The sequence below is a fragment of the Deltaproteobacteria bacterium RIFCSPHIGHO2_02_FULL_44_16 genome, assembly GCA_001798185.1.
Classification (GTDB): Bacteria; UBA10199; UBA10199; order 2-02-FULL-44-16; family 2-02-FULL-44-16; genus 2-02-FULL-44-16.
The window spans coordinates 1-23,541 of the sequence record MGRM01000029.1; the positions used below are offsets into that span (position 1 = coordinate 1).

19 protein-coding genes are annotated in these 23,541 nt (G+C 43.9%); 8 read left to right on the plus strand and 11 right to left on the minus strand.

Translation table 11 applies throughout. From position 1 onward, the window contains the following. Positions 1 to 402: 402 nt before the first annotated feature. Positions 403 to 1,545 carry a hypothetical protein gene (locus A3C46_00290; GenBank protein ID OGQ21281.1) on the minus strand — a complete coding sequence of 381 codons (1,143 nt, stop codon included), beginning with the start codon at positions 1,543 to 1,545 and terminating at the stop codon, positions 403 to 405. A 99-nt stretch (positions 1,546 to 1,644) separates the two neighbouring features. On the opposite strand from A3C46_00290, the gene A3C46_00295 reads away from it, so the two are divergent. The 5 genes from A3C46_00295 to A3C46_00315 are packed head-to-tail and all read left to right on the plus strand — an operon-like array spanning position 1,645 to position 7,060. Next, entirely contained in the window at positions 1,645 to 2,127 is a 483-nt protein-coding gene (locus tag A3C46_00295; protein ID OGQ21282.1) for a pantetheine-phosphate adenylyltransferase, read from the plus strand. Further along, positions 2,124 to 3,335, plus strand: a complete 1,212-nt coding sequence (locus A3C46_00300) for an aspartate aminotransferase (protein OGQ21283.1) — start codon at positions 2,124 to 2,126, stop codon at positions 3,333 to 3,335. The genes A3C46_00295 and A3C46_00300 overlap by 4 nt, the downstream gene beginning before the upstream one ends. A 15-nt stretch (positions 3,336 to 3,350) precedes the next feature. After that, the gene (locus tag A3C46_00305; protein ID OGQ21284.1) at positions 3,351 to 4,742 is read left to right on the plus strand and encodes an aldolase; all 1,392 of its coding nucleotides are present in this window, start codon (positions 3,351 to 3,353) and stop codon (positions 4,740 to 4,742) included. Further along, the gene (locus A3C46_00310) at positions 4,739 to 5,680 is read left to right on the plus strand and encodes a hypothetical protein (GenBank protein ID OGQ21285.1); all 942 of its coding nucleotides are present in this window, start codon (positions 4,739 to 4,741) and stop codon (positions 5,678 to 5,680) included. Before A3C46_00305 ends, A3C46_00310 begins: the two co-directional genes overlap by 4 nt. A gap of 45 nt (positions 5,681 to 5,725) precedes the next feature. Further along, positions 5,726 to 7,060, plus strand: coding sequence for a hypothetical protein (locus A3C46_00315; protein OGQ21286.1), 1,335 nt, complete (start codon positions 5,726 to 5,728; stop codon positions 7,058 to 7,060). A gap of 130 nt (positions 7,061 to 7,190) precedes the next feature. Here A3C46_00315 and A3C46_00320 read toward each other — a convergent pair whose 3' ends face one another. The 9 genes from A3C46_00320 to A3C46_00360 form a co-directional block, all read right to left on the minus strand. Further along, the gene (locus tag A3C46_00320; protein ID OGQ21287.1) at positions 7,191 to 7,682 is read right to left on the minus strand and encodes a hypothetical protein; all 492 of its coding nucleotides are present in this window, start codon (positions 7,680 to 7,682) and stop codon (positions 7,191 to 7,193) included. Next, positions 7,654 to 8,709, minus strand: a complete 1,056-nt coding sequence (locus tag A3C46_00325; GenBank protein ID OGQ21313.1) for a cell filamentation protein Fic — start codon at positions 8,707 to 8,709, stop codon at positions 7,654 to 7,656. Before A3C46_00325 ends, A3C46_00320 begins: the two co-directional genes overlap by 29 nt. Positions 8,710 to 8,715: 6 nt before the next feature. Next, positions 8,716 to 11,841 carry a hypothetical protein gene (locus tag A3C46_00330; GenBank protein ID OGQ21288.1) on the minus strand — a complete coding sequence of 1,042 codons (3,126 nt, stop codon included), beginning with the start codon at positions 11,839 to 11,841 and terminating at the stop codon, positions 8,716 to 8,718. Continuing rightward, positions 11,838 to 13,277, minus strand: a complete 1,440-nt coding sequence (locus A3C46_00335) for a hypothetical protein (protein OGQ21289.1) — start codon at positions 13,275 to 13,277, stop codon at positions 11,838 to 11,840. Before A3C46_00335 ends, A3C46_00330 begins: the two co-directional genes overlap by 4 nt. 65 nt (positions 13,278 to 13,342) lie before the next feature. Then, on the minus strand, positions 13,343 to 13,675 hold the full coding sequence (locus tag A3C46_00340) for a hypothetical protein (protein ID OGQ21290.1): 333 nt from the start codon (positions 13,673 to 13,675) through the stop codon (positions 13,343 to 13,345). Between the two features lie 116 nt (positions 13,676 to 13,791). Further along, the gene (locus A3C46_00345; protein ID OGQ21291.1) at positions 13,792 to 15,315 is read right to left on the minus strand and encodes a hypothetical protein; all 1,524 of its coding nucleotides are present in this window, start codon (positions 15,313 to 15,315) and stop codon (positions 13,792 to 13,794) included. A gap of 72 nt (positions 15,316 to 15,387) precedes the next feature. Continuing rightward, positions 15,388 to 16,611, minus strand: coding sequence for an Mn transporter (locus A3C46_00350; protein ID OGQ21314.1), 1,224 nt, complete (start codon positions 16,609 to 16,611; stop codon positions 15,388 to 15,390). Next, positions 16,608 to 17,888 (minus strand): hypothetical protein, encoded by a 1,281-nt coding sequence (locus A3C46_00355; protein ID OGQ21292.1) that lies wholly within the window; start codon positions 17,886 to 17,888, stop codon positions 16,608 to 16,610. The genes A3C46_00350 and A3C46_00355 overlap by 4 nt, the downstream gene beginning before the upstream one ends. A gap of 109 nt (positions 17,889 to 17,997) precedes the next feature. Next, entirely contained in the window at positions 17,998 to 18,909 is a 912-nt protein-coding gene (locus A3C46_00360; protein ID OGQ21293.1) for a hypothetical protein, read from the minus strand. Positions 18,910 to 18,956: 47 nt separating this feature from the next. Between A3C46_00360 and A3C46_00365 the strand changes: the two genes are divergently transcribed. Next, the gene (locus A3C46_00365) at positions 18,957 to 19,634 is read left to right on the plus strand and encodes a uracil-DNA glycosylase (protein OGQ21294.1); all 678 of its coding nucleotides are present in this window, start codon (positions 18,957 to 18,959) and stop codon (positions 19,632 to 19,634) included. Here the strand turns inward: A3C46_00365 and A3C46_00370 are convergent. Then, a complete protein-coding gene (locus tag A3C46_00370) occupies positions 19,620 to 21,116 on the minus strand; it encodes a hypothetical protein (GenBank protein OGQ21295.1) in 1,497 nt (498 codons plus the stop codon). The genes A3C46_00365 and A3C46_00370 overlap by 15 nt on opposite strands. 71 nt (positions 21,117 to 21,187) lie before the next feature. Between A3C46_00370 and A3C46_00375 the strand changes: the two genes are divergently transcribed. Together A3C46_00375 and A3C46_00380 are read left to right on the plus strand one after the other, a co-directional pair. After that, positions 21,188 to 22,336: a hypothetical protein gene (locus A3C46_00375; protein OGQ21296.1), complete on the plus strand. Its 1,149-nt coding sequence runs from the start codon at positions 21,188 to 21,190 to the stop codon at positions 22,334 to 22,336. 136 nt (positions 22,337 to 22,472) lie between these two features. Continuing rightward, positions 22,473 to 23,507: a tRNA preQ1(34) S-adenosylmethionine ribosyltransferase-isomerase QueA gene (locus tag A3C46_00380; GenBank protein OGQ21297.1), complete on the plus strand. Its 1,035-nt coding sequence runs from the start codon at positions 22,473 to 22,475 to the stop codon at positions 23,505 to 23,507. Positions 23,508 to 23,541 lie beyond the last annotated feature (34 nt).

Below are 23,541 nucleotides of genomic sequence, written 5' to 3' on the forward strand. Positions count from 1 at the left end.
TTTTTATGCATCTCGTTCTATCAAGAAAGAAACAAATAGGTTTTTAGAGGTGCCCTTATCATAAAGGGACTACCACCACTAATAGGAATGAAACATGATCCCATGAACACGCAATGCCCATACCAGTGGGAATTAGAAGATGAAGAGAATGTTAAAAAAAATGAAAAAATTCTATGAACGTTATACTTCTTATGAATGTTATCTCGGACTTAGTCTGGCATTAATCATAGTTGGGTTCCTTCTGCAGATACTTTCAAATCACATAAAATACTGCCTCTAGAAAAGAACATGAAGCTTGTGGGAATGTTTGGTTCTTCTTTCGCTAATTTCTCAAAGATGGTCACCATCGCCATGGCTTTGAGCATCAGCTCCATTCTTGATGTGGATTCACGTCGAAGGCCCTTAAGAGATGCCAAAATCGAGGTCAAAAAAACCAGCGAGGTTGTCTCCAACTGCTCCTTGGGTTTGTTCTGCAGCTTGTCGTATCTGCGCTTCATCGAGTTTCCCGCTCAATGCAACCCGTCGAAAATAGAAGCGCAATTTTTCAACTACTGTCCAAGGATACATCAGTCCCAACGTGATTGCGACAACCATGCCAAAGAGCATCGCTTGACGAAAAAGTTGCCATCCCGTGACACTTGACTGGAAATGGACACCAGCGAAATGAATGTGCCCCCAATGATAGCGGTGTTTACGGGCACGAAATACAAAAACACATGCAATCACAATGCCGTACAAGATCAATATGAGGAGAAGAGAGAGTACAGGAGAAAGCCATTGCAGCTCTGATGGAAGTGCAGACGACATGCCGTCCAAGGTCGATATGAGGAGAGGAGAGAGTACAATAGAAACCCATCGCAGCTCCGATGGAACTCCAGACAACGACAGTGGAAGAAAAGTAGGGCCCACCAACATCAAGAGAAGTACAAAAATAAGAATATAAAAAATTCTCACCTCGCGAAAGAACTCTCCTCCTTTTCCGTTATATTGAAAAGAGACAGAGCCGAGCTTAGTGTGATTGATCCAATATTCCTGCATCCGGACGGAGAAATAGGGTAGATAAAACCCAAGTGTCAGCACAGATAAAATCGCACCACAGAAAAATCGTTTATAACATTCCGCCAAACTCCCGGAGAAATGAAATCGAATCCCCCTCCACGAAGAACGGCTTAAGCGATAACGCTTAGAGCCAAAGAGTGCTAATGGCATCACAAATAAAATACTAAGATAAAAAACAAGAATGGCAATGATATTGAGCGCTATTATGTTCCAAATTAGGTTCCAATACAGTTCGGCATAAAAAAGGAGCGCCACAGATGGAAGGGCAATGACGACCAGCTTGAGAAATCCAATGAAGATCTCAATACCTCTGCCATGATATTCAAAGCGGTCGCCAGCAAGATCGGATTGACGATAAAGATATTTTCGAACCGCAACTTTTCCCCAAAATGTATATACCCCCAGTGTCAGAATCGAGAGGGCAATATTTTTGAGGTACAGTCCAAGAAGAGTACCTGCACGGCCATGGAATTGCAGATTAGTCATTTCATTCCTTTACTTCAATACTTCAATTTCAAGATGCTGTCGATAATATTTATTCACTCCTCGACAAAATGAAGTCACAGCGATAGAAACCAAACCACTATGGAACGCATTGCAATCTGTACGGGAAGTTTTGATCCTCCAACGTATGGACACATCAATATTATCGAGCGGGGGTTAAAACTTTTTGATCGCATTATTATTGCGGTTGCGACCAACACCACCAAAAAAACAACGTTTACTCCTGAAGAACGTGTAACCCTGCTCAAAGAAATTTTTAAAGAGACGGATCGCGTTATCGTTGAATCCTTTCACGGGCTCTTAGCTGAATACGTTAAGCAGAAAAGGGTGACAACCCTGCTTCGCGGTATTCGCAATATGAGTGATTACGAATACGAATCCCAAATGGCGCTTGCAAATAAAACGCTCTCTCCCGAAATTGAAACGATCTTTATGATGACCGAAGGAAAATATGCTCACTTAAGTTCTTCCATTATTAAAGAGATTATTGCCTTTGGTGGAAGTGGTGGAGAAATGATTCATCCTGTCGTCGAAAAACGGCTGCGAGAAAAATTGTGTCGATGAAACCTTTTACGCCTTATCTCTCTGATCGCGTACGCCAACTTGCACCTTCGGCAACACTCGCAATGGCGGCACGTGCAAAAGCCTTGGCAGCGCAGGGACACCACATCATCTCTTTTTCAGTTGGTGAACCCGATTTTGACACTCCTTCTCATATTAAAGAAGCCGCCAAAAAAGCGCTCGATGAAGGAAAAACAAAATATACAGCGGTCAGTGGAATTCCAGAACTCAAACGCGCCATCATCACGACTCTCAAACAAAACCATCAGCTTGACTATACACCTGAGGAAATTATCGTCACATGCGGCGCGAAACACGCTCTCTATAACGCGTTCATGACAACGCTCAATCCCGGAGACGAGGTAATCATCCCTGCTCCTTACTGGGTCTCTTATACAGAACAAATTCAATTGTGTGGCGCACATTCACGAATCGTGATGACAGAGGAAAAAAATCGCTTTCTTTTAACGGCGAGCCAATTGAAAAAAGCGATCACTTCAAAAACACGCATGCTGGTCCTCAACTCTCCCTGCAATCCGACGGGAAGCGTCTATCATCAAGAAGAGCTCCAACCTCTTGTCGATCTTATCCTTGAAAATAATCTCATGCTTGTCTCTGATGAAATTTATGAACATCTCGTTTACGGTCATGAGAAACATGTTTCTCCTCTTTCGCTGCATCCTGCGATGAAAGAGAGATCAATTCTCATTCATGGCGTTTCGAAAACGTATGCCATGACCGGATGGCGCATGGGATATGCTGCGGGACCAAAAAGTATTATCGAAAAAATGGATGATCTTCAAAGTCAGCAAACCACTAATATTACCTCGTTTGTGCAGGTAGGATGCGTCGAAGCGCTTGTGGGTTCTCAGGAATCGGTCAAAAAAATGCGGGACATTTTTGAACACCGAAGAAATGTGATGCTCGCGCATCTCAAACAAATACCTGAAATAACTTGTTTTTCTCCTGAAGGAGCTTTTTATCTTTTTCCGAATGTAACGGCGTACCTTCAGCAAAAAAATTCCAATGGAAACATTGACAGCGCTCACGACCTCGCAGAATATCTCCTTACAGAAGCGCATGTCGCCGTGATGCCTGGAGAAGCGTTTGGCACTCCGGGGTATCTCCGTTTTTCGTATGCGACCTCTGAAGAAAATATTGAAGAAGGAATGCAGCGTATCAAAAATGCTTTGGAAAAATTAAAAACATGACCGAAGGAGAAAAAAATGAATACCTGGAAAACACCTGAAGAGATAAAAACAGCGGGCGCTGGTCTTTTCACCATTCGCGATCAAAAATTTATCATCGAACATGAAACTCGTTTTCGAAATACCTTTGTCGATCAACTCATCTGGAATGTCGTCTTTGCCGAAAATGAAAACGTCAAAGAACTAGCACGTTGGATCATCTGGGAAGCATCGCAGAGTCTTGGATCTCCTGCCTCCTCGATCCACGATTTTTATATTGCGCGCGCGACCGATCATTGGACAGACCGAACTGTTCCCGCTATTAATATTCGCACTCTGACGTATGATACGGCTCGCACTCTTTTCCAAACCCTTCAAAAAATGAAGGGGGCTGCTTGTGTTTTTGAAATTGCTAAAAGTGAAATCACGTACACCATGCAAACCCCATCAGAATATGCGTCGTGTATTTTAGCCGCGGCTCTCAAGGAAAACTATAAAGGTCCTGTCTTTGTTCAAGGGGATCATTTTCAAGTCAACGCGAAAAAATATAAAGAGAGTCCTGAAAAAGAAATTGAAGGATTAAAGGCAGTGATACGCGACGCAATCAATGCCGGTTTTTATAATATTGATGTGGATGCCTCCACGACCGTGGATTTAAGCAGGCCAAGTCTTCTGGAACAACAACGAACAAACTTCGAAATCACGGCACAGCTCACAAAATTTATTCGAACCGTTGAACCAGAAGGGATCACGGTTTCTGTCGGTGGTGAAATTGGAGAAGTAGGAACAAAAAATTCTACCGTCGAAGAACTCACTGCTTTTATGGAAGGTTATAATGGAGCTCTTTCGCTTGGTCGTGAACCGACAGGTATGAGCAAAGTTTCAGTCCAGAGCGGCACAACGCATGGTGGAGTCGTTCTTCCCGATGGATCAATTGCAAAAGTGAAAATTGATTTCGATACACTGGAAGAACTCGGAAAAGCCGCACGCGAACAATTTCGCGTAGGTGGTGTCGTCCAACACGGGGCTTCAACGCTTCCACAATCAGCGTTCGACAATTTCCCACGACGTCAAACTCTTGAAATTCATCTGGCAACTGCATTTCAAAATCTTGTTTATGATTCAAGTGCATTTCCAGACATGCTCAAAAAGAATATCTATCAATGGCTTGAAAAAAATTGTGCGGATGAGCGAAAAACAGATTGGACGAACGAACAGTTTTATTACAAAACACGCAAAAAAGGCTTCGCCTCTTTCAAGAAAGAGTTGTGGTCACTTCCTGAAGCTACAAAGGCCAAACTTAAAGGAGAGCTCGCAGAGATGTTTGAACAGATGTTTGAAAGCTTGGGGATTCCAGAGAGCCGCACACCTGTGGAAAAATTCACTCGTATAACGAAGATGCATAAACCCTGCCCTGTTTCTCTCGAATGAATTTTCTCTCTTTTCTTCTCGTCGGTACATTTTGGGGGCTCTCCTATCCTGCGATTAAAATTATTCTTGCCGATTTTCCCCCGTTTTTTGGAGCAGCACTTCGGGTGAGTCTGTCGTTTTTCTTTTTATTTTTAATAGCACGCGTACAGCATATTCCGCTAACACTTGCCAAAGAGAAGCGACGGAAAAACTGGATTGCTGGTCTCTTTCTGCAAGGCGTCCCCCTTCTTTTTCTTTTTTGGGGACAACGATTTGTCGCTCCGGGGCTTACGGCCATTATTAATAGTACAGCCCCTCTTTGGACCTTCTTTTTTGCCATGATGTTTTTACGACAGGATGAAGGTTTCACAATCCAAAAGGTCTTAGGTCTTATGTGCGGCATCAGCGGCATGTTTCTCATCTACGGCCCGCATGTCCGTTTTCAGGGAGATCATCAGGAACTTTTTGGCATTATGGCAATTACCATAATGTCATTTTGCTACGGCATTGGGAATGTGATGAATCGACAACTCTTGCGAAATCAAACAGAAAAACATTTTCATGGAAGTATTTGTCATCAACAAGGAATCAGCGCGATCCTTCTTGTTTGCGTTTCTTTTCTTTATGAAGACTGGCCAAGCTTCTCGCATGTGATGACATCCTGGGAAGCAGTCCTTGCCATGCTCTATCTCTCTTTTTTCTCCACCGCTCTTGCCTGGATTCTTTATTTTCGTCTTCTCAAAAATTGGGGATCAGTTCGAGCCGCCGGCGTTACCTATCTCTCACCACTTGTGTCGATTGCGGTCGACAAACTGATGTTTGGAAATAGTCTGCGTCCTACGGAAATCATCGGGGCTCTGACAATTTTCGCAGGAATTTTTCTGATTCAGAAAACTTCACTAAAATCCTTTCCCCTCTTCACTCGGAGATTATGGTCAAAGGCAGAAGTGGTGAAATAAAAGAAAGTTATTGCTAACGTTCTAAACGTTAGATATGTTAACGTTATGGACGTTAAGACACTGAACAGGCTTTTGGCAGAAGGTCAAGTCGACCGTGAAGACATGTGGCCGCGGATTGTAGAAATGGAATCCAAGGCTGCTCAATTTCGTTTTGAATTTGGACTCGATGAGTTGCCTTTAGAACCGGGGTTGATTCTCATTCGCGGCCCGCGTCAATATGGAAAAAGCACATGGCTTGACATGCAGCTTCGGTGGTCCATTCAAGATCATGGAAAGGCCTCAGCATTTTATTTAAATGGCGATGAGCTTGCATCTGCAGAAGACCTTGCCCAGGAAATGATCGCTCTTTCCCATGCGTATCATCCCCATGCAAAAATCAAACGTCTCTTTATCGATGAAATCACCGCAGTTCCGGCATGGGAAAAAATTGTGAAGCGACTCATCGATCAAGGACTCTTTCGAGACGTCCTTATTATTACGACAGGTTCCAAGGCAACAGATCTTCGCCGTGGATCAGAGCGTCTTCCTGGCAGAAAAGGAAAACTCAAACAAAGTGAATATATTTTTCTTCCGATTTCCTATCGAGAGTTTAAGCATGTCACCGGAAAAGAATTGGGAGAAAAAACATGGATCGCCTATCTTTTGGCCGGGGGCTCGCCTATTGCGTGTAATGACATCTTTCAATTTGAAAGGTTACCCGAATATTTTATTCAGCTTATGCGTGATTGGATTTTAGGCGAAATAGTTGCTTCGGGCCGAAGTCGTTTAGCTCTTACACAGCTTCTGCATGTCATCATGCGCTATGGAGGAAAATCCGTTGGCTATGCGAAGCTTGCACGCGAAGGGGGACTTGCGAATAACACGGTTGCAAGCGGCTATATTGAGCAACTCTCGGATCTTCTCACCGTGCTGCCATCGTGGCCGTGGGATCACAATACAAAAACCCTTTCACTCAGAAAACCGTGCAAGTTTCATTTTGTGAATCTGGCTGCTGTTTCGGCCCTTCATCCTGCGGGGCTTCGACACATTCACGAATATGAAGCGCTCTCTCCGGACCTCCAAGGGATATTTCTTGAGTGGCTTGTTGCACAGGAACTCTGGCGGCGCGCTATTTTAGCGAACGTTGAAAATCCGGAAGCACTCGGATTTTGGGCTTCCAAAGAACATGAAATCGATTTTGTAACGCCGGACCATCACTTGATTGAAGTAAAGCGAGGGAGAGCTGGTCCACTTGATTTTTCCTGGTTTTCAAAAATATTTCCAAAATCAAAACTGATGGTCATTTGTGATACGCCATTTCAAACACAGAACATCACGGGCATGACGATAGAAGACTTTCTCTTAACAGCACCAACAACACTGAAGTACTCTGATGAATAAAATTTTTTCTGAATGACTGATGGAAAAAATGAGAGAAGAACGACTTGAATTTTCTGACCGCTTTGATGCTACTCGCAAAGCATTTGAGTTGATTCGTAACTGAACGTTGAGAAAGTATTAAATGGGTCTTTTATTGATACGGATAACATTCGCCATAAAATACATTTGTTCTGTTATAAAATGGATTCACGTGTTGGGTTGAGTAAACAAAAGAGCCATTTTCGGGATCAATCGTAATAACTTCAGGTGATACACCCGCGTTACGCAATGATACTAAAAGTAGTCCATCTTTAATTGGAGTTTTTTCTAATTGAAAAACTTGAGGATCCTCGATCGTTTGAGAAGCTCCTGAATATCTTGTGATATGAGCCAAATCATCTTTAATTTTAATCCTCCAAGTTGTCGTTTGCGATTCTGTATTTGTGTAACCTTTTTGCTCTATTTTCTTAGATGTTATATCATTCCAAAAACCTCCACTCACTAACTTGTTTGATTTACAGAGAAAATCATTCCCAGTAAGTTTGGTGCCGACATAAATTGTTTTTTCAGTGCACGCTGATGACAAAAAATCCCCCATATCAACAATAAATTCTTCATATTTTTTTACCTTTCTTTTTCGCAAGTACTTTTATTCTCTGTCGCTCAATTTTACTGACGGCCTTTTCAAAATCTTTTTCTACCGGACTCGGTTCATTCAGTGCTTTCTTGCGATAGCTTTCAAATTCCGTTTCTGCTTTAGCAACCGCGACTTCATGACTGATTTTTCCAGCATGGTTCAAAATGTCATGCTCTCCTATACGTAAGAAGTCATCGAGCTTTACAATCCAATCTCTCATATACATGGCTTTTTGCCGAACAGCCTGAAGTTCAGCAAATTCAAGATAGGCAGTGACAATCCTGTTAAGAAGCGTCAACTCCTTTTCGTGAAGATAATTTTTAGCAATAGAAACATCTGACTTTCGAGGTTTTGTTCCGGTCCAACTCGTGAGTCCCATATAAGGCTTTGAAGCATCAGCACGTTCTGAAATAATTTCTGCAGCTGTCTGTCCATGCACTGCCCAATGCATTTTGTTTTGAATCGTGGCAAAAAACTTTTGTGAAATTTCGGTATCAGGGTCGTAATCAATACTCGTAGCATAGATATCTAAAACTTTTCGCCAGAAGACTTTTTCCGATGAACGGATATCGCGAATTCGTTCCAATAATTCATCAAAGTAGTTGCCACCTCCGGATTGTTTCAGACGCTCATCATCCAGAGTAAAACCTTTAATCATGTATTCGCGTAATCGCTGCGTAGCCCAGATGCGAAACTGGGTACCTCGGTGAGAGTGGACTCTGTAACCCACGGATATAATGACATCGAGATTATAGGCCTCGATATCGCGCATGACTTGCCGATTTCCTTCATTTTGAACTGTTGCAAAATTTGCAACAGTTGAATCCGGAGAGAGTTCACTTTCTTCAAATATATTTTTGATGTGCTTAGAGATTACCGATTTATCTCTTTGAAAGAGATCAGCTATTTGATTGAGTGAGAGCCAAACGGTATCTTTTTGGAGCCGTACCTCAAGCCGAGTTTCCCCATCTTCTGTTTGATACAAAAGGATTTGTGATTCCGGTGATATCAATTGTGAACTTTTCTTCTTCATCATCTTTTATCTTTTCCCATTCAACTTCCACGGGAGTTTGGCTCTCATCTTTACGGTTACTTTATCCGCAACATAATAGAGACACGGGAGTGTATAGAGCGTAAAAAAGATCGAGACACCGATGCCCCAGTTGAGGGCCAGTGCCATCGGTTGAATGAAGGGATCGCTTCCGCCGATGCCATACGCAGCCGGGATGACACCAAACACAGTTGTCATCGTGGTCAGAAGGACAGAGCGAAATCGGACTTCACATCCTTTGATGATCATCTCTTTGAGATCGCCCCCCTCTTTTCTGAGGCGATTGATGAAAAGAAAAATGAGGGTCCCACCATCCACCACAATTCCCGTTAACCCTATGATCCCTAAGAAAGCGAGAAAGCCGATCGGCTCACCTGCAAGTCCAAAACCGATGACAACTCCCACAAGACCAAAGGGAACCGCGAGCATAATGATAAAGGTCTGCAAAAAGTTTCCGAAAGTCACAAGGAGCACAATAAAAATCATGAGCATCGCCGCAAACAAAGCGCGGAAAAGACTCTGCATCGATTCCTGCGTATCTTCATCCTCTCCACCATACGTAAAAGTGACGCCCTGATGTTCATGGGATATCGTTCCAAATTTCTTTTTCAATTGCCGATTCACTTCTTGTGAGGTGATTTTTTCGTCGTCAATATTCGCTGTTACCGTCACCACACGTTTGCGATCAAAATGTTTGATGAGACTTACGCCAGCCACTTTCTCAAGTTTCGCCACATCTGAGAGATGAATCAGATCTCCAGTTTTATTCAGAATTAAAAGAGACTCAATGGCTGCAAGATCGTGGCGTTTTTCTTCAGGGAGTTTTACCACCACATCGATTTCGTCATCTGTTTTTCGGATGGTCGTGGCTGTCATCCCTTGAAATGCTTGGCGTACGGTGGAAGCAATGTCTTGATACGAAAGCCCTGCTTGCAGCGCACGTTTTTCATCGACCACAATACGGAGTTCTCCCTTCCCTGGTTCGTAGTCATCTCGAATATCGTGCACCCCATCGATGGTCGTCAGTTCCTTTTTGAAAAGTTCCGCATGCGGCTCAAGTGACGTGAAATCATCTCCGCGGATCCTCACCGCAACAGGTTTTCCCACAGGTGGACCTGGTGGTACCGCATCAAAATTGACGCGCTCAAATCCAAGTGCACTCGGGTTTTGCACCTTTTCTCGGAGTGCTTGCATAATTTGGTCTGCATCCCGATCTCTTTTGGTTTCAGGCATCAGATAAACGCCTAACTGTCCAAGATGTGATCCTCGTTCCGTGAAGGGATCACCTGGTTCAAATTGAGTAATGCCAATCTTTGTGACCACATGATCGAGTTCATTTTTGGCAAGACTCATCGCGAGCTCTTCTAAAGGTCGCATGAGATCTTCCATTCTTTCAAGAGAGGTTCCCATGGGAGCAGCAGCGCGGATAAAAAAGGCTTCAATTCCTTTGGCGGGAAAGAGAACAAACTTCAGACCAAAAACTGCCACCAGAATCGCGCCAATGATGGTCCCGAACGAAATACCGGTGGTCCAGATCGGGTGTTTGAGAGAAAACTGGAGAGATTTTATGTAAGCGTTGCGCAGCCGGTCAAAGTAGTGATGCTGCCTCTTTTTTTCGAACGATGACACCCGTCCCCTTTTCGTGGGGCGACTCAAATCAGAAATGTGTGAGGGAAGAATAATGAACGCTTCCACAAGAGAAGCGAGAAGCGTGATGATGACGACTTTTGGAATATCACTGATAAATTTTCCAAAAATCCCACTCATGAAAAGAAGCGGCACAAATGCAATAATCGTCGTGAGCACCGTGGAGAGAATACCGCTCATGACTTCAGAGGTTCCGAGAATTGCGGCGTCGATATGCGACTTCCCCTCTTCTAAGTAACGCGAGATGTTATCCGCAACAACGAGATCTTCATCGACAAGCATGCCGATAACCATGATGAGTCCAAACATGGAAATAAGATTGATACTGATCCCAAAGAAGTTCATGGCGGCGATCGCTGAAAGAAGCGCTACAGCCATACCAGCGAGCGCACCAATCGCAATTCTTCCGGAAAGAAAAAGGACCATGGGAATCATGACGAAAATGAGTCCAATCCATCCATTTGAAACAAGCACATTTAATCGACGCTTGATGTAATACGAGATGTCATCAATAAAGGAGATTTCAAGTTCTGGATTATTTCGCTCCTTGAAATTTTCAACGAGTGTTGTGAGTTCTTCTTTGAGTCGAATCGCATCGGCCTTGTCTTTCTTGATGATCATGAGATTGATCGAACGCTCGCCATCGGTTTTCTGGATGATGCGTTCTTCTTCAAAGCTCTCTTTGACATTGGCAACATCATTCACTGTCACGCCATATCCTTCTTCATTCACGCGAAGAATGACATGCCGAATTTCTTCAGCGGTTTCGAGTTCGCCCGATGTGCGGAGGATCAATTCCCCCTCTTCTCCCTTATAAAGTCCTCCTGCGATATTGATGTTACGATTGGCGAGAACCTGCATCACCTGAGAAAGGGCAATGTGATGTGACGCCATTTTTTGAGGATTGAGTTCAACCCAAATTTCACGATCGCGCATACCATCGCGATAAACCGTCGATACACCTGAAAGATCGAGCATTTCAGTTTCAAGATTCCTGGCGATTTCACGAAGTGTCGTCTCAGGAAGATCACCAGAAAGAGATACCGAAACCAGTGGCGTATCGCGTGTTTTGAGTTCTAAAACTTTTGGATCTGCATCCAGATCAACCGGAAGGTCGTCTGCGGCATCGACTGCCTTTTGAATATCATTATAAACTTTGGTTTTATCGGGAGCGTCAGGTTCAATTTCCAAAATAATTTCGGAAAGTCCTTCCACCGAAACTGAATAGAGCTTTTTAATGTCATCAACTTCTTTGAGTTCCTTCTCAAGAGGAATCGTGATCCTTTTCTCGATCACTTCAGGAGGAGCTCCTTTATAGGGAGTGCTGACAATAATAATGTCAAAGGAGAAGTTGGGAAACGCTTCCCGTTCAATGCGAAAGAGGGCAAGCAGTCCACTCACCACGAGAAAAACAGAGATGGAATTGACCAGCAACGAATTTCGTACCGAAAATTCAGCAAGTTTCACGGGAATGTTCCTTCTGCAAGTTGAAGCGTATAGACCGATTCGATATAACGACGCCTCGCTTCAATGGCTCGTCGCTCCGCTTCAAGGAGATCATCTTGAAAACGAATGATCATCTCCGCAGAGGATCGACCTTGAGTATATTTATGAAACTCCGCGCGAAGTTTTGCACGCTCCAGTTCTTGCGCACGCGTGAGCTTCATGACTACCTCTTGATGGGAGCTGACGTCCTTATAAGCACGCGTTACACCATTTTCAATGCCGAGTTCCAAATCTTTCATCGCAAAAAGAGCTCTGGCGACTTCCGCCTTTGCGCGTCTTGCTCCTGCTCGTGCTGCACGGTTTTCAAGAGGGAGCTGTAGGCTTACGCCTACGGTCCAATTCGTATGATCCATACTCTGCACTGCAGAAGAGTAAGAGGGATCGATTTCATTGAGCGCGAGGGTTCCTGTGAGATCAAGTCTTGGCCATCGACTTAAGTTTTCCATTTTGAGCTTCACTTCAGAGTGTTCCAAATCTTTTCTAGCAGCGAGATAATCATTTCGATGCTCAAACGCATCTTTCAGAAGATCATTGAACTCTTTGTCGGGCGGTAAGAGCTTTTGAGGACCATCTTGAAGATGAAGCACGACATCAGGACCAATCTCGAGATCAGCACGAAGTGCTTCTTCAAAACGGGCTCTTTCACGTTCGGCAGAAAGAAGTTCCCCTTCACGTCGGAGAAAGATTGCCTCAGATGAGAGAACATCTGTTGACTGCGCTGTTCCAAGCTTTCGCTTTTCTCGTGTGGTGGAAAAAAAAGAACTCGAAGCTTTTACCGATTCTGCGAGCGCGTCATAATGTTGCTGTGCAAAAAAAAGATTCCAGAAATTGACAAGCGATCGAAAGATCACCTGCTGCACCGCATGTTTGGTGTGGAAATCAGCCGATTCATACGCTCGCTTTGCCATTTCCACCTGGCGACGATCATCGAGCCCAAGGGCATTTTGCACCAGCGACTGTGTCACGGAAAAAGAGAGAGTCGGTTCATAAAGAGGAGTAGTGGAAATAATAGGAACTCCACCAATCGCTGCCGCACCAAAAGTTTTTTGACGTTGATTGGTGAAGGAGAGTTCTGTTGTCGTGCCCGTAGGAATCTTTCGTGTGAGACTCACATCCCATGCTGTTGTGTCTGTTCGATCTCCAAAAAAAGTCGAAGCGCGCGCAGATGTATCGACATTGTGAAATGCTTCTGCTGAAAGATTTGTATCAAAAAGACTTTTTGTCTCGCGCAGATTTTCTTCTGCGATCTTTGTCTGAAGTTCTGTACGCTTAATCGCAAAATTCTTTTCGAGAACGAGTCGAACTACTTCATCAGTATTTAAAGTAAGCGATTCCGAAGCAAAAAGTGGAACTGAAAAGCAGAGCAGGAGACTGAGGCAGAAAAGGGAGCGAAACATGTTTCAGCTCCCTACCAACCTGGAAGAAGCATTGCAAGAATGCGTTCCATTTAACTGCGTTTCTGTTAAGTTTTTGCCTTCTTCTTTTTCTTTGCTTGGAGAGCTTCAACATCACGTCTTTGCTTCGGTGTGAGGCCACAATTTTTAAGCTGTTTCTGAAGATGCGATCCTGTAATTCCAAAACCATCGAAAAAATCTTGTACGCGTTGTGGAGAAAAAGAGTTCTTCGGACTTCCTTCTAATGTGGGGAAAATTCCGAGCCGAGAAACGGGATCCGCATAACACGATTCATCTGATTCTCGTGGAGTAAAACCGATATCCCGAACAAATCGACCCGTATCAATGTCGTTCATTTGAGTTAATCGTACAAACATCAGGATGGTCAGAACAATCGGCAAAATGGCAGTGAACCAGGAGGCGATGTCCCAATCCGTCCATTGGTAAACTCACCCATGATTTTTTCGATTGTTGAAGATGCACTATAAGAAGTTGGATGATGGTCAAAGCGCTACACTTACCATCCAAAAGCTTTCACAATCCGTTTTCGTTTTGGGCTATCAGGTATTTTTTGCATAACGAGTTTTTGGACCAGCGCAGAAAATGTTTCTACGGGTATAGTGATTGTTTCGGCTTTGTGATCAATATTAGTAATGCTTCTCGCACGAATTATCTTTGCCACATCGACTAAATCTGACTCAATGAGCCCTGCAGGAAGTGTTAAGACTTGATTTAACCATACTTCACTACATGCAAGAAATTCTTTTTCATTTTTCCATGCACGAATCAATATTCCGTATTGAATTTTCTTGAGGAAAGGACGTCGTTGTATCAAACGATTTGAATCTCCAAACTGTCGATTAATCCATGAAAGTCCATAACGAAAAAGTTCAAAAGCTTGAACATCACTTATAGGAGAACGGGCAATGCTTTTTACCGCATAATCAAATAAAAGAGCTTGGTCGTTGCTATCGGAGACCTTTCCGCTTTCTTCAATCGCCGCTTGATATATTCGTGTCGCCTGGTCAAAAAAACCTGTTTCTTCAAAGTGATAGGCTGACCATCGAAGCACATCTCCACGATATCTTTCCGGATCATCTTCGTGCTTATACTTCCACTTCTTTTCAATCGTAGCATCCAAAAGTGCTCTTGCAGCTTCCAATCTCTTCTGTGGATTGGAAATCCCCCGAATACTAATAACAGCATGCTTGTGGATGCTTATCCCATGTAGTGCACCGGCATAATCCAAAAGGGTCACAGATACAGCACTTAAAACTGTAGCTCGATCTTCTGGTGTTAGAAAAAGATCGTTTGCAACGATTCCTATGTATCTCAAAAAATCAATGTAAACATCGTAAAGAGCCTTAGGAAGCAATGTATGTGGATAACGACCCGAAATTGATCTTATAAAAGAGAGAGTTCTCTCTTTTGGATCTGATGAATTTTGAAGATGGCCAAGCCATTCTCTTGCTACTTCTTCATTTTCCTCCCTCTCCATCCGACAAACAAAATAGAGAAAGGGGTCATGAAAATAAGATTCAGCACGTTCGATGAGCGTACGAACATATTCATAACCACTCAACTCACCCGTATCTTCACCATTTTGAGTTCCATCGCCGTTGTGATCAACCAGACGTCCACTGTCTGTTTGTGGCCAAAACATTGTCTGACCACTCCTATAAATAGTAACGCTTTTACTTAACCCAAGCTCTTTGATTTCTATTCCAGTTTCTCCATGGAAACTAATGTGTATCTGCTCTCTACAGAGGTGTGTCAGTGGTGTTCCAACATAAGTATGATTCCCAAGCTTGCTTCCTCCTGTGAAAAAAAGTTTCCGAGCCAATGTAGGAGGAAAAAAGGTCGACGGAACTTTCAAAATGTAATCGCGAACTGCTGTGACACATTCTTGTTCCGAAAAAGTCCGTTCTGGATTCCCGCACGCTTTTGCATCTTCTTCACATCGAGCGATGAGAGTTCGATCGCTAAGAGAAGCGCAGATTCGAGATCTTAATCGAGTACCTGTATCACCTGCTGAATTCATCTCGTTTCACCTTTTCTCTTTATACTTCGTCGAAAGTGAAAAATAGTTGCGTAAACTTTTTTACCGAATATTTTAGAAAAGCATGAAGAGCATCACTACCGTCAGAACGATAAGAGCGATGACGGTAAACCAGCAGATAAAATTTCCCAAACGACTGTTGGTGAATTCTCCCATAATCTCTTTTCGATTAATGAGAATGAGCATGAAGATGAGAATGAACGGAAGAAGAATACCGTTGAGCACTTGAGAGAAAACCATGATGAAAAAAAGTGGGAAGTTTGGAATGAGAACCACAAGCGCGCCGATGACGAGGATCGCCGTGAAAAGGCCGTAGAAGTGCGGAGCTTCACGAAATGTTTTGTTGATCCCTGCTTCAAACCCTAACCCTTCACACACATAATAAGCTGTCGTGAGCGGCAACACCGATGCTGCAAAGAGAGAAGCATTGAAAAGCCCAAAGGCAAAAAGCCACGAACAATATTTTCCTGCAAGTGGTTCTAAAGCAAGTGCAGCATCAGATGCAGTTTCGACTCGTATCCCTGCTGGATAAAGAACAGCGCCGCAGACCACCATAATAAAAAAGACAACAAGTCCTGCCATAATGCATCCGACCCAAATATCCCACCGACAGAGTCGATAGGTCTGCACATCGATCCCTTTTTCCACCACAGAAGCCTGCATATAAAATTGCATCCACGGAGCAATCGTCGTTCCGACCACACCAATGAGCATATAAAGATAGGAAAAGTTAAATTGGAGATGTGGTTGTAAAGCTGCCTGTCCAACCTCTTGCCAATCAGGAGCTGCCATAAAACCAGAAATAATATACGTCCCATAAAAGAGACAGGCAATGAGAAAAACTTTTTCAACCGAATGATAATTTCCTTTGACGACAAGCAACCAGACAAAGAGAGCTGAAAGAGGAACAGAAATAAACGCGGGAACATGAAAAAGTTGAAGCGCGGCAGCAACACCTGCAAATTCCGCCATGGTGTTTGCAATGTTCGTCACCAAAAGCGCAAGCATCACGTAAAACGTAATCTTCACTCCGAAATGTTCACGTATGAGATCAGCGAGTCCCTTGCCGGTCACTGCTCCCATCCGAGCGCTCATTTCTTGAATAACGACTAGGAGCACAATAATCGGGACCACCGACCAGAGAAACGCATAGCCAAAATGAGCGCCCGCAATCGAATAGGTCGCAATACCACCAGCATCATTATCGACATTCGCCGTGATAATTCCCGGACCCAGGACCGCAAAAAAAAGGGCGAGATTTTTCCAGATGCGCTTCATGAAATCGATGACCTCTCTCCCCATAACTCTTCAATAACGATCGAAAAAACGTCGTCGACGGTAATAATCCCTTCAAGAATTTCTTGATCGTTAATAACAGGAGCTACAAAAAGATTATATTTATCAAATGTTTGCGCAACATCCTTCATGGTGTCGTTGATGCGAAGCGCTGGAGGGGAACGAAGCATCAAGTCTTCGATATTCATTTCAAGGGGAGCCAAAAGAAGCATGCGCATCGTCACAACCCCCACCAGTTTTTTCCCTTCATCGACAACATAAGTGCTTTGAATCGTTTCAACCTGTTTTCCTCCTTGACGCATCAATTCAATGGCCTCCCCTACTTTCATGGAAGGGGTAAGAACAAAATATTCTGTTGTCATGAGTCCACCTGCTGAATCAGTTTCATGCTTCAGAAGCCCCGAAATCTCCCTCGCTTTTCGGATCGAAAGTTCACCCATAATACGAGCGACATCCCGTTTTGAAAGAGCCTGGAGAAGATCGGTCGCTTCATCAGCAGGCATGCGTTCAAAAAGTGCAACGGCTGCCTTGGTATCAAAATCTTCGATCAGATCGCGTTGCCATTTCAAGTCGAGCTCTGTCAAAATATCGACCTGACGCGCAACATCGAGCGTGCGGAGCAGAGCTGATCGCTGATGAGGATCAAGCTCCATGAGCATCTCAGAAATATCCGAAGGGGGAATATGACGAAGTGACTCCTGATCCACATTGAGTTTGACCCTTCCTGCAGCATCACGAATGGAAAGAGGCTGAACATATTTCCAGGCAATAAATCCGTTGAGAATCAAATAGGAGGCATGACGATTGAAAAGACGAACGATGGCATCGATGGTTTTCTCCCACCCCAGTCTTCTCACCAGTCCCCGCATGCCAACATCGACGTGAGCAAGTCGAAGCTCACCTCCTACAGACAATAAATGAATATCATTCACGCGCACAACTTTTCGGTTATACGTATCGACAACTTGTTGATCGAGAATACTTTGACGAAGTGTCGGAACCCCTTCTTGCTGATATTTTTTCTGCGCACCAAAAGAATCTAAAGCGCCTTTGAGACGAAATTGTTCTTCAGAAAAAGTGAATTGACTCCAAGGGATCGTAAAAAAATTTTTTTGTACGATCCCCACAGTAACGACTAAAGCTGTAAGTTTGGGATAAGACCCACTTAGATCTGCAAAGAAGTCATAAGGATGACCGAGAAAACGGCCATATCGATCAACGACATCTTTTTTCAGAAGTTCTGTAAAAAATGTGAACATGAGTTTCCTTACGAGAGACTTTTCAAAACAATGCAACGTCATCCCTGCGAAAGCAGGGATCTCATGGAATCACTGGGATTCCCGCTTTCACGGGAATGACATCACTTTGTTAAAGAACATCAATCACATCGGGTAAAGGCTCTTCTGGAGCAAAGAGTTGTTTCTCCAGTCGCTCACGACAAAGTCCCACAAGTGTTTCAGCTTGCTCTGTCGTCAGAATCCCTCGATCGAGCATGCCACGAATTCGGTGACGTAAATTTTTTGCATAGGCAAGGCGCTTCAGTCCCGCTGGATCCACCTGCAAACAAGGGGCATGCTCAGGGTCAGACAAAAATCCTCTGACACTGTTCCATGTGAGATCCAGATATCGTTGACGGTTTTCCTCTTCAAGCTCCCATTGTGATTGCATGGCGTAAAGTTTTAACGTCTCACGAGTGCTTCTCATCTTTTGAATGATGAGAATCGTATTAAAAATACGCTTGTTCGTGGAAAAAGAAAAAAGCGTCTTCCGAAGAACTCGCTCCAGAAGCTGATCAAATTCGTCAATAGAATGGACTGGAATTTTTGCAAGTTGTGCCCAGGCTTCATCTGGAACTTTCAGATCAAAGCGCATTTCCCAATAGGTGTGGGAGAGAAGTCGTGTGGGATAACTGCGCACTATTTTGAAAGGGACATAGTAATTGTGCGCAACCACATCCATCGCAAGGTGAACCAGATAACCATAACTCGCCGCGCGTTGCCGATCGGTTTGTGCTTCAGAGAGAATGAGTTTTCCCATCCGCCAGTTGTGACAGTGGTGATGATATCCAGCATATTTTTTGCCGACAATAATATCAGGACTGGTCACACCATAAATAAAATCCTCAGGAAATTGTTGAATCAACCTTGCAATAAAGGGAACGACGAACGTCGCATCCGCAAGAATGCGCATGGCCATTTCGACGTGTGTTCCTGGACCCCACGCATAGGCCTCTGAAGGGGAAAAAAGAAGAAACCAAAGAATCATCATGACAAAAAACATAACTTCTCTATATAAGTGAACAACGAGTAAAGGCAAGCAAAGCCGCCATGTCCAAAGAAAAAATATTACATGAAGTTCATTCCTACCTTGAACATCAGCGAGCCATGGGAATTACTGAAATTCCGATCATGAAAAAAATAGCTCAAAAAAAAGAATCTCTTTCATCAACAGAAAAACAAAGTCTTCTGGAAAGCTTTTCTCAGGAAATAAGCGCCTGCGCCAAATGCAGACTCTGCAAAGGACGAAGCCGAGTTGTTTTTGGAGTTGGGAACCCAGACGCTGAGCTCATGTTTGTCGGTGAAGCTCCGGGGTATGATGAAGACCGACAGGGCGAACCTTTTGTCGGAAGAGCAGGGAAACTTCTCAACAAAATTATTGAAGCGATGGGTTTTGAGCGTAAGAATGTCTTTATTGCGAATGTGGCAAAATGTAGACCTCCCAACAATCGCACTCCCAGCGATGATGAAATGCAGGACTGCCTTCCCCATCTCCGACGTCAAATTGAAATCATTGATCCCAAAGTGATTGTCTGCCTTGGCAGTGTGGCGGCACGCGGTCTTTTGCAAACCGAGCAAAAAATAAGTCAGATTCGAGGTCAGTGGCAGACATGGGATGGAATCAAAGTGATGCCGACCTACCATCCAGCCTTTCTTCTGCGAAATCCCGACATGAAAAAATTTGTGTGGGAAGATATGAAAAAAGTAATGACGTTACTGAATCGTTGAAAGAAATTTTTTCTTCTCTCGTTTCTCTCCTGAGGGCGAAATCACAGGTTCTGCTTCTGAGGCAATCGTCGGTTTCGGGAGCGCATAACAGACAACTCGGTTACGTCCTTCTTCCTTGGCTCGATAGAGAGCAATATCTGCATGATCAATGAGATCATCAATTTCTGCGACATCATCGGGAAAAGTCGCAATCCCGACCGAAATGGAAATGGATCCTTGAAAGAGCGTCCGATCGCCTCGCGACTGTTCTTCAATCAATCGTCGCATCTTTTCTCCGACCACAATGGCGCCTCGTTTATCGGTATCCGGCAACAACAAAATAAATTCTTCTCCTCCAAAACGTGCGGCCGTATCCACTTCGCGTAAATTATTTCGAAAGACCGCTCCCAGCGCACGAAGCAGTTTATCTCCTTCGAGATGACCATGAGTATCATTATATTTTTTAAAGTAATCGACATCAATCATCAGAACAGAGAGGTCACGACGGAAACGCACTGCCCGCTTCCATTCCACTTGAATCATCTGTTGAAAATATCGGCGATTCGCAAGACCCGTTAACTCATCCTTGATCGAAAGCTCTCTGGTTTTGGTGTAAAGCTGTGCATTCGCAAGAGCAAGCGCAACTTGATTCGCCACAAGTGAAAGCATTTTGACATCCGCAGCGGTGAATGCGCTCGTTTGCGCACGACCAAAATTGATGACACCCAAAACATTTTTCTTATAGATGAGAGGAAGAGAAAGAAATGAAAGACTGCGAGAGAGTTGCTTTCCCTTATAATGAAGAAATCGCGTCTCTTCTCGAGTATCCCGAATATAAATTTTTCTCCCTGATTTTGCAGCAAGACCTGAAATACCTTCATCTTCATGAAAAATAGTTCGAAGCACGGCTTCATCATCGGTAAAGCCATACGCAGCGCGAACATGCAGCTCCTCTTTCTTTTCATCAAAGACCATGACCGCAAATTCTTCGATTTCCAAAGATTGTTTCAGAGTTTGCGTAATCATGGTGTAGAGATCATCCAGATCCACAACACTATTCACCTGCTGGCCGATCGCATAGAGCATAGCCATATCTTTAATGACGTTCTCTAAATGCGCATTCGTATGAGAAAGGACATGTTCTTTATGCTGCAACAGAGATTGCAGCTCTCGGTGTAGCTCAGTGAACTCTTCTTCTGCAGAAAAAGAATCGGAAGATTCTCCTTTTTCCAAGCGAATGGTTTCGAAAAGTTGACGAACAGGACGATCAAAAAAGAAATAACTTCCAGATGTGGTGGCAATCGCCACTGCCAACAGTGAAGCAATTCCAAACCAAATGTGCAGCTCAAACCCCAAGAACGTTTGCGTGAGATCGGCGCCAAAAAGAACAACCAGAAGGCGCAGACACCATACCGCTGCATACGCAGCCCCGGCAAAGAAGAGAACCTTGACCGGAACCGAAAGGCGCAGTAAGTTTTTCTTCATTGTTCCCAAAGTTATCATCGTCCTTTTCTATAACGGGGTTATCGGTCACCGCAAGAGAGAGTTGTCAAATCTTTCGACGAAAAAAAGAAATGCGATTTCAACTCCTTAAAACTGTTATGTTTTCCGCTCTTTTGGCTAGCGGGTTGACCTTTTTCTCCTCTGACGTTTTTCCCTCCACCCCTCCTTCAATTCGAGTCCAAGTGTTGGATCAGATGACAGAGATCATCCTGCAAAGCTCAAGTCCTGGTTTTGTGGTCACAGATGACAAGGAAAAAACACGCACGTTCAAAAAAACTCAACTTCACCTTATTGCAGAGGGACAAAATCGTTTTCGGCTTGATTCGAAACTCCTGACATCAGGATTTCTGAAGATCACCCATCCCCTCTCCACCTTTACGATTGCACATCGCACCTTTCATGGAACGCTTTTGATTGCTTCTGCATCGGAAAAAACATTCATGGTCATCAATGAACTTCCTTTGGAGTCTTATCTCGTCGGCATTATCAATAGTGAAATCTCTTCGAGCTGGCCTTTAGAATCGATCAAAGCGCAAGCGGTTGCAGCACGAACATACGCATCTGCAACGCTCGATCGGACCAAACAGAGTTCTCGCCTTTTTGATATTCGAGGGACGGTGGATGATCAAGTCTATCACGGCACACATCTCGATGATGCACGATCTGCAAACGCCGTGAAAGCAACGGCAGGAGAAGTTCTCGTGAAAGCAAAAAAACCTCTCATGGCGTATTATCACAGTTGCTGCGGTGGACAAACTGAGCACGCACATAATGCTTGGGAACACAGTCATGGACCTCCAACGGTCATTGATCATTTTTGTGAAAAAAGTCCGAAGCTCACTTGGGAATATCGAATTCCATTACATGCTTTTGAACAACTCCTTCGAAAAAATGGACATGCGATGAAAGGGCTCCTCGATATTTCGACAACACAACTCCCAGATTCACCGCGAAATAGTTTGGTTTTAATAACGGATCAAGATCGGCTTCACACAATTTCAGCAACTGAGATTCGAAAAATATTTGGGTATCAAAACATTCGAAGCACATGGTTCAATGTTGGCATAGAAAACGGCGCAGCCGTTTTTGCAGGACGCGGGTATGGACACGGCGTCGGCATGTGCCAGTGGGGAGCGAAGGGGATGGCTGAAGCAGGACATAACTATCGTGATATTTTGAAATTTTATTATTCTGATGCTGAATTGATGAAAACTTATTAAAAACCCATTTCAAAATGTTACTTATTTGTTACGGGTCCTGCCACCTGCGGTGTTCCGGCCCTCCGCTAAAGACGGAGACCTCCCGGAACACGCTCCGGTGTCACCCGAATCTTGATCTATTTTGAAATGGGTTTTTATGAAATTGTCTGACTTCAATTATACATATCCAAAAGAGCTGATCGCGCAGCGTCCGCTGAAAGAACGCGATGCCAGTCGCATGATGGTCATTGATCGCACAAAAAAAAACTGGGAACATTCAACGATAAAAAAACTTCCTGATTTTCTTCAGCCACAAGAGCTTCTTGTAATCAACAACTCCAAAGTTCTCCCCTCTCGTCTCTTTGGAGAAATTCGAAAGAAGAAAATGGAAGTATTACTTGTGGAACAGGATTGTAGGGGCGCACAAGAAATTTGGCGATGTCTCACTAAAAAAGCCAAACGTATTCGTCCTGGAGAGAAAATATTTTTTGGGATGACCGCTCACGCAACGGTCATCGGCCATGAAGATATCTATTTGCTCCTCGCATTTGAACCAGGCCATCGGCTTCGCGCAATAGAACGACGAGGAGTTCCTCCTCTTCCTCCTTATATTGAACGTGAAGGGATTGAATCTTATTCCGATGAGGATCGAGAACGGTATCAAACGATCTACGCCAAAGAAGAGGGCTCAGCCGCAGTTCCTACCGCAGGTTTACATTTTTCAGATACTCTTTTGGAGAGCTTGCACACAAAAGGAATAGAGATCGTTCCTGTCACCTTGCATGTTGGAATTGATACTTTCCGGCCTGTGCAGACGGAACAGATCGAAGAACATCGCATGCATGGCGAGGAAGTTTTTATCTCTGAAGACGCAGCGCAAAAAATAAACACGGCAAAACAGATGAACCGTCGCATCATCGCATGTGGAACCACAACGGTACGAGCGTTGGAATCCGCTTGGGATGGAGAAAAAATCGTCGCGGGATCAAAGCGTACTGAGCTTTTTATCACACCTGGTTTTCAATTTCAGGTCATTGATGGACTGATCACCAATTTCCATCAACCCAAATCGACACTTCTGATGATGGTTTCTGCTTTTGTGGAACGTGAATTCTTACTCGAATGTTATGAAGAAGCCATCAAGGAACGATATCGCTTATTTTCTTACGGCGATTGTATGCTGATTCTATGATTTACCAATAACTAACTGGCAGTTATTGGTAAAG

Bases quoted from the DNA above. Each gene is read 5' to 3' on its own strand.
- A3C46_00290 (OGQ21281.1), bottom strand. From the start codon at position 1,545: ATGACTAATCTGCAATTCCATGGCCGTGCAGGTACTCTTCTTGGACTG.
- A3C46_00375 (OGQ21296.1), top strand. From the start codon at position 21,188: ATGCGATTTCAACTCCTTAAAACTGTTATGTTTTCCGCTCTTTTGGCT.
- A3C46_00380 (OGQ21297.1), top strand. From the start codon at position 22,473: ATGAAATTGTCTGACTTCAATTATACATATCCAAAAGAGCTGATCGCG.
- A3C46_00365 (OGQ21294.1), top strand. From the start codon at position 18,957: ATGTCCAAAGAAAAAATATTACATGAAGTTCATTCCTACCTTGAACAT.
- A3C46_00295 (OGQ21282.1), top strand. From the start codon at position 1,645: ATGGAACGCATTGCAATCTGTACGGGAAGTTTTGATCCTCCAACGTAT.
- A3C46_00350 (OGQ21314.1), bottom strand. From the start codon at position 16,611: ATGAAGCGCATCTGGAAAAATCTCGCCCTTTTTTTTGCGGTCCTGGGT.
- A3C46_00305 (OGQ21284.1), top strand. From the start codon at position 3,351: ATGAATACCTGGAAAACACCTGAAGAGATAAAAACAGCGGGCGCTGGT.
- A3C46_00355 (OGQ21292.1), bottom strand. From the start codon at position 17,888: ATGTTCACATTTTTTACAGAACTTCTGAAAAAAGATGTCGTTGATCGA.
- A3C46_00315 (OGQ21286.1), top strand. From the start codon at position 5,726: ATGGACGTTAAGACACTGAACAGGCTTTTGGCAGAAGGTCAAGTCGAC.
- A3C46_00325 (OGQ21313.1), bottom strand. From the start codon at position 8,709: ATGAAGAAGAAAAGTTCACAATTGATATCACCGGAATCACAAATCCTT.
- A3C46_00300 (OGQ21283.1), top strand. From the start codon at position 2,124: ATGAAACCTTTTACGCCTTATCTCTCTGATCGCGTACGCCAACTTGCA.
- A3C46_00370 (OGQ21295.1), bottom strand. From the start codon at position 21,116: ATGATAACTTTGGGAACAATGAAGAAAAACTTACTGCGCCTTTCGGTT.
- A3C46_00360 (OGQ21293.1), bottom strand. From the start codon at position 18,909: ATGTTTTTTGTCATGATGATTCTTTGGTTTCTTCTTTTTTCCCCTTCA.
- A3C46_00335 (OGQ21289.1), bottom strand. From the start codon at position 13,277: ATGTTTCGCTCCCTTTTCTGCCTCAGTCTCCTGCTCTGCTTTTCAGTT.
- A3C46_00310 (OGQ21285.1), top strand. From the start codon at position 4,739: ATGAATTTTCTCTCTTTTCTTCTCGTCGGTACATTTTGGGGGCTCTCC.
- A3C46_00345 (OGQ21291.1), bottom strand. From the start codon at position 15,315: ATGAATTCAGCAGGTGATACAGGTACTCGATTAAGATCTCGAATCTGC.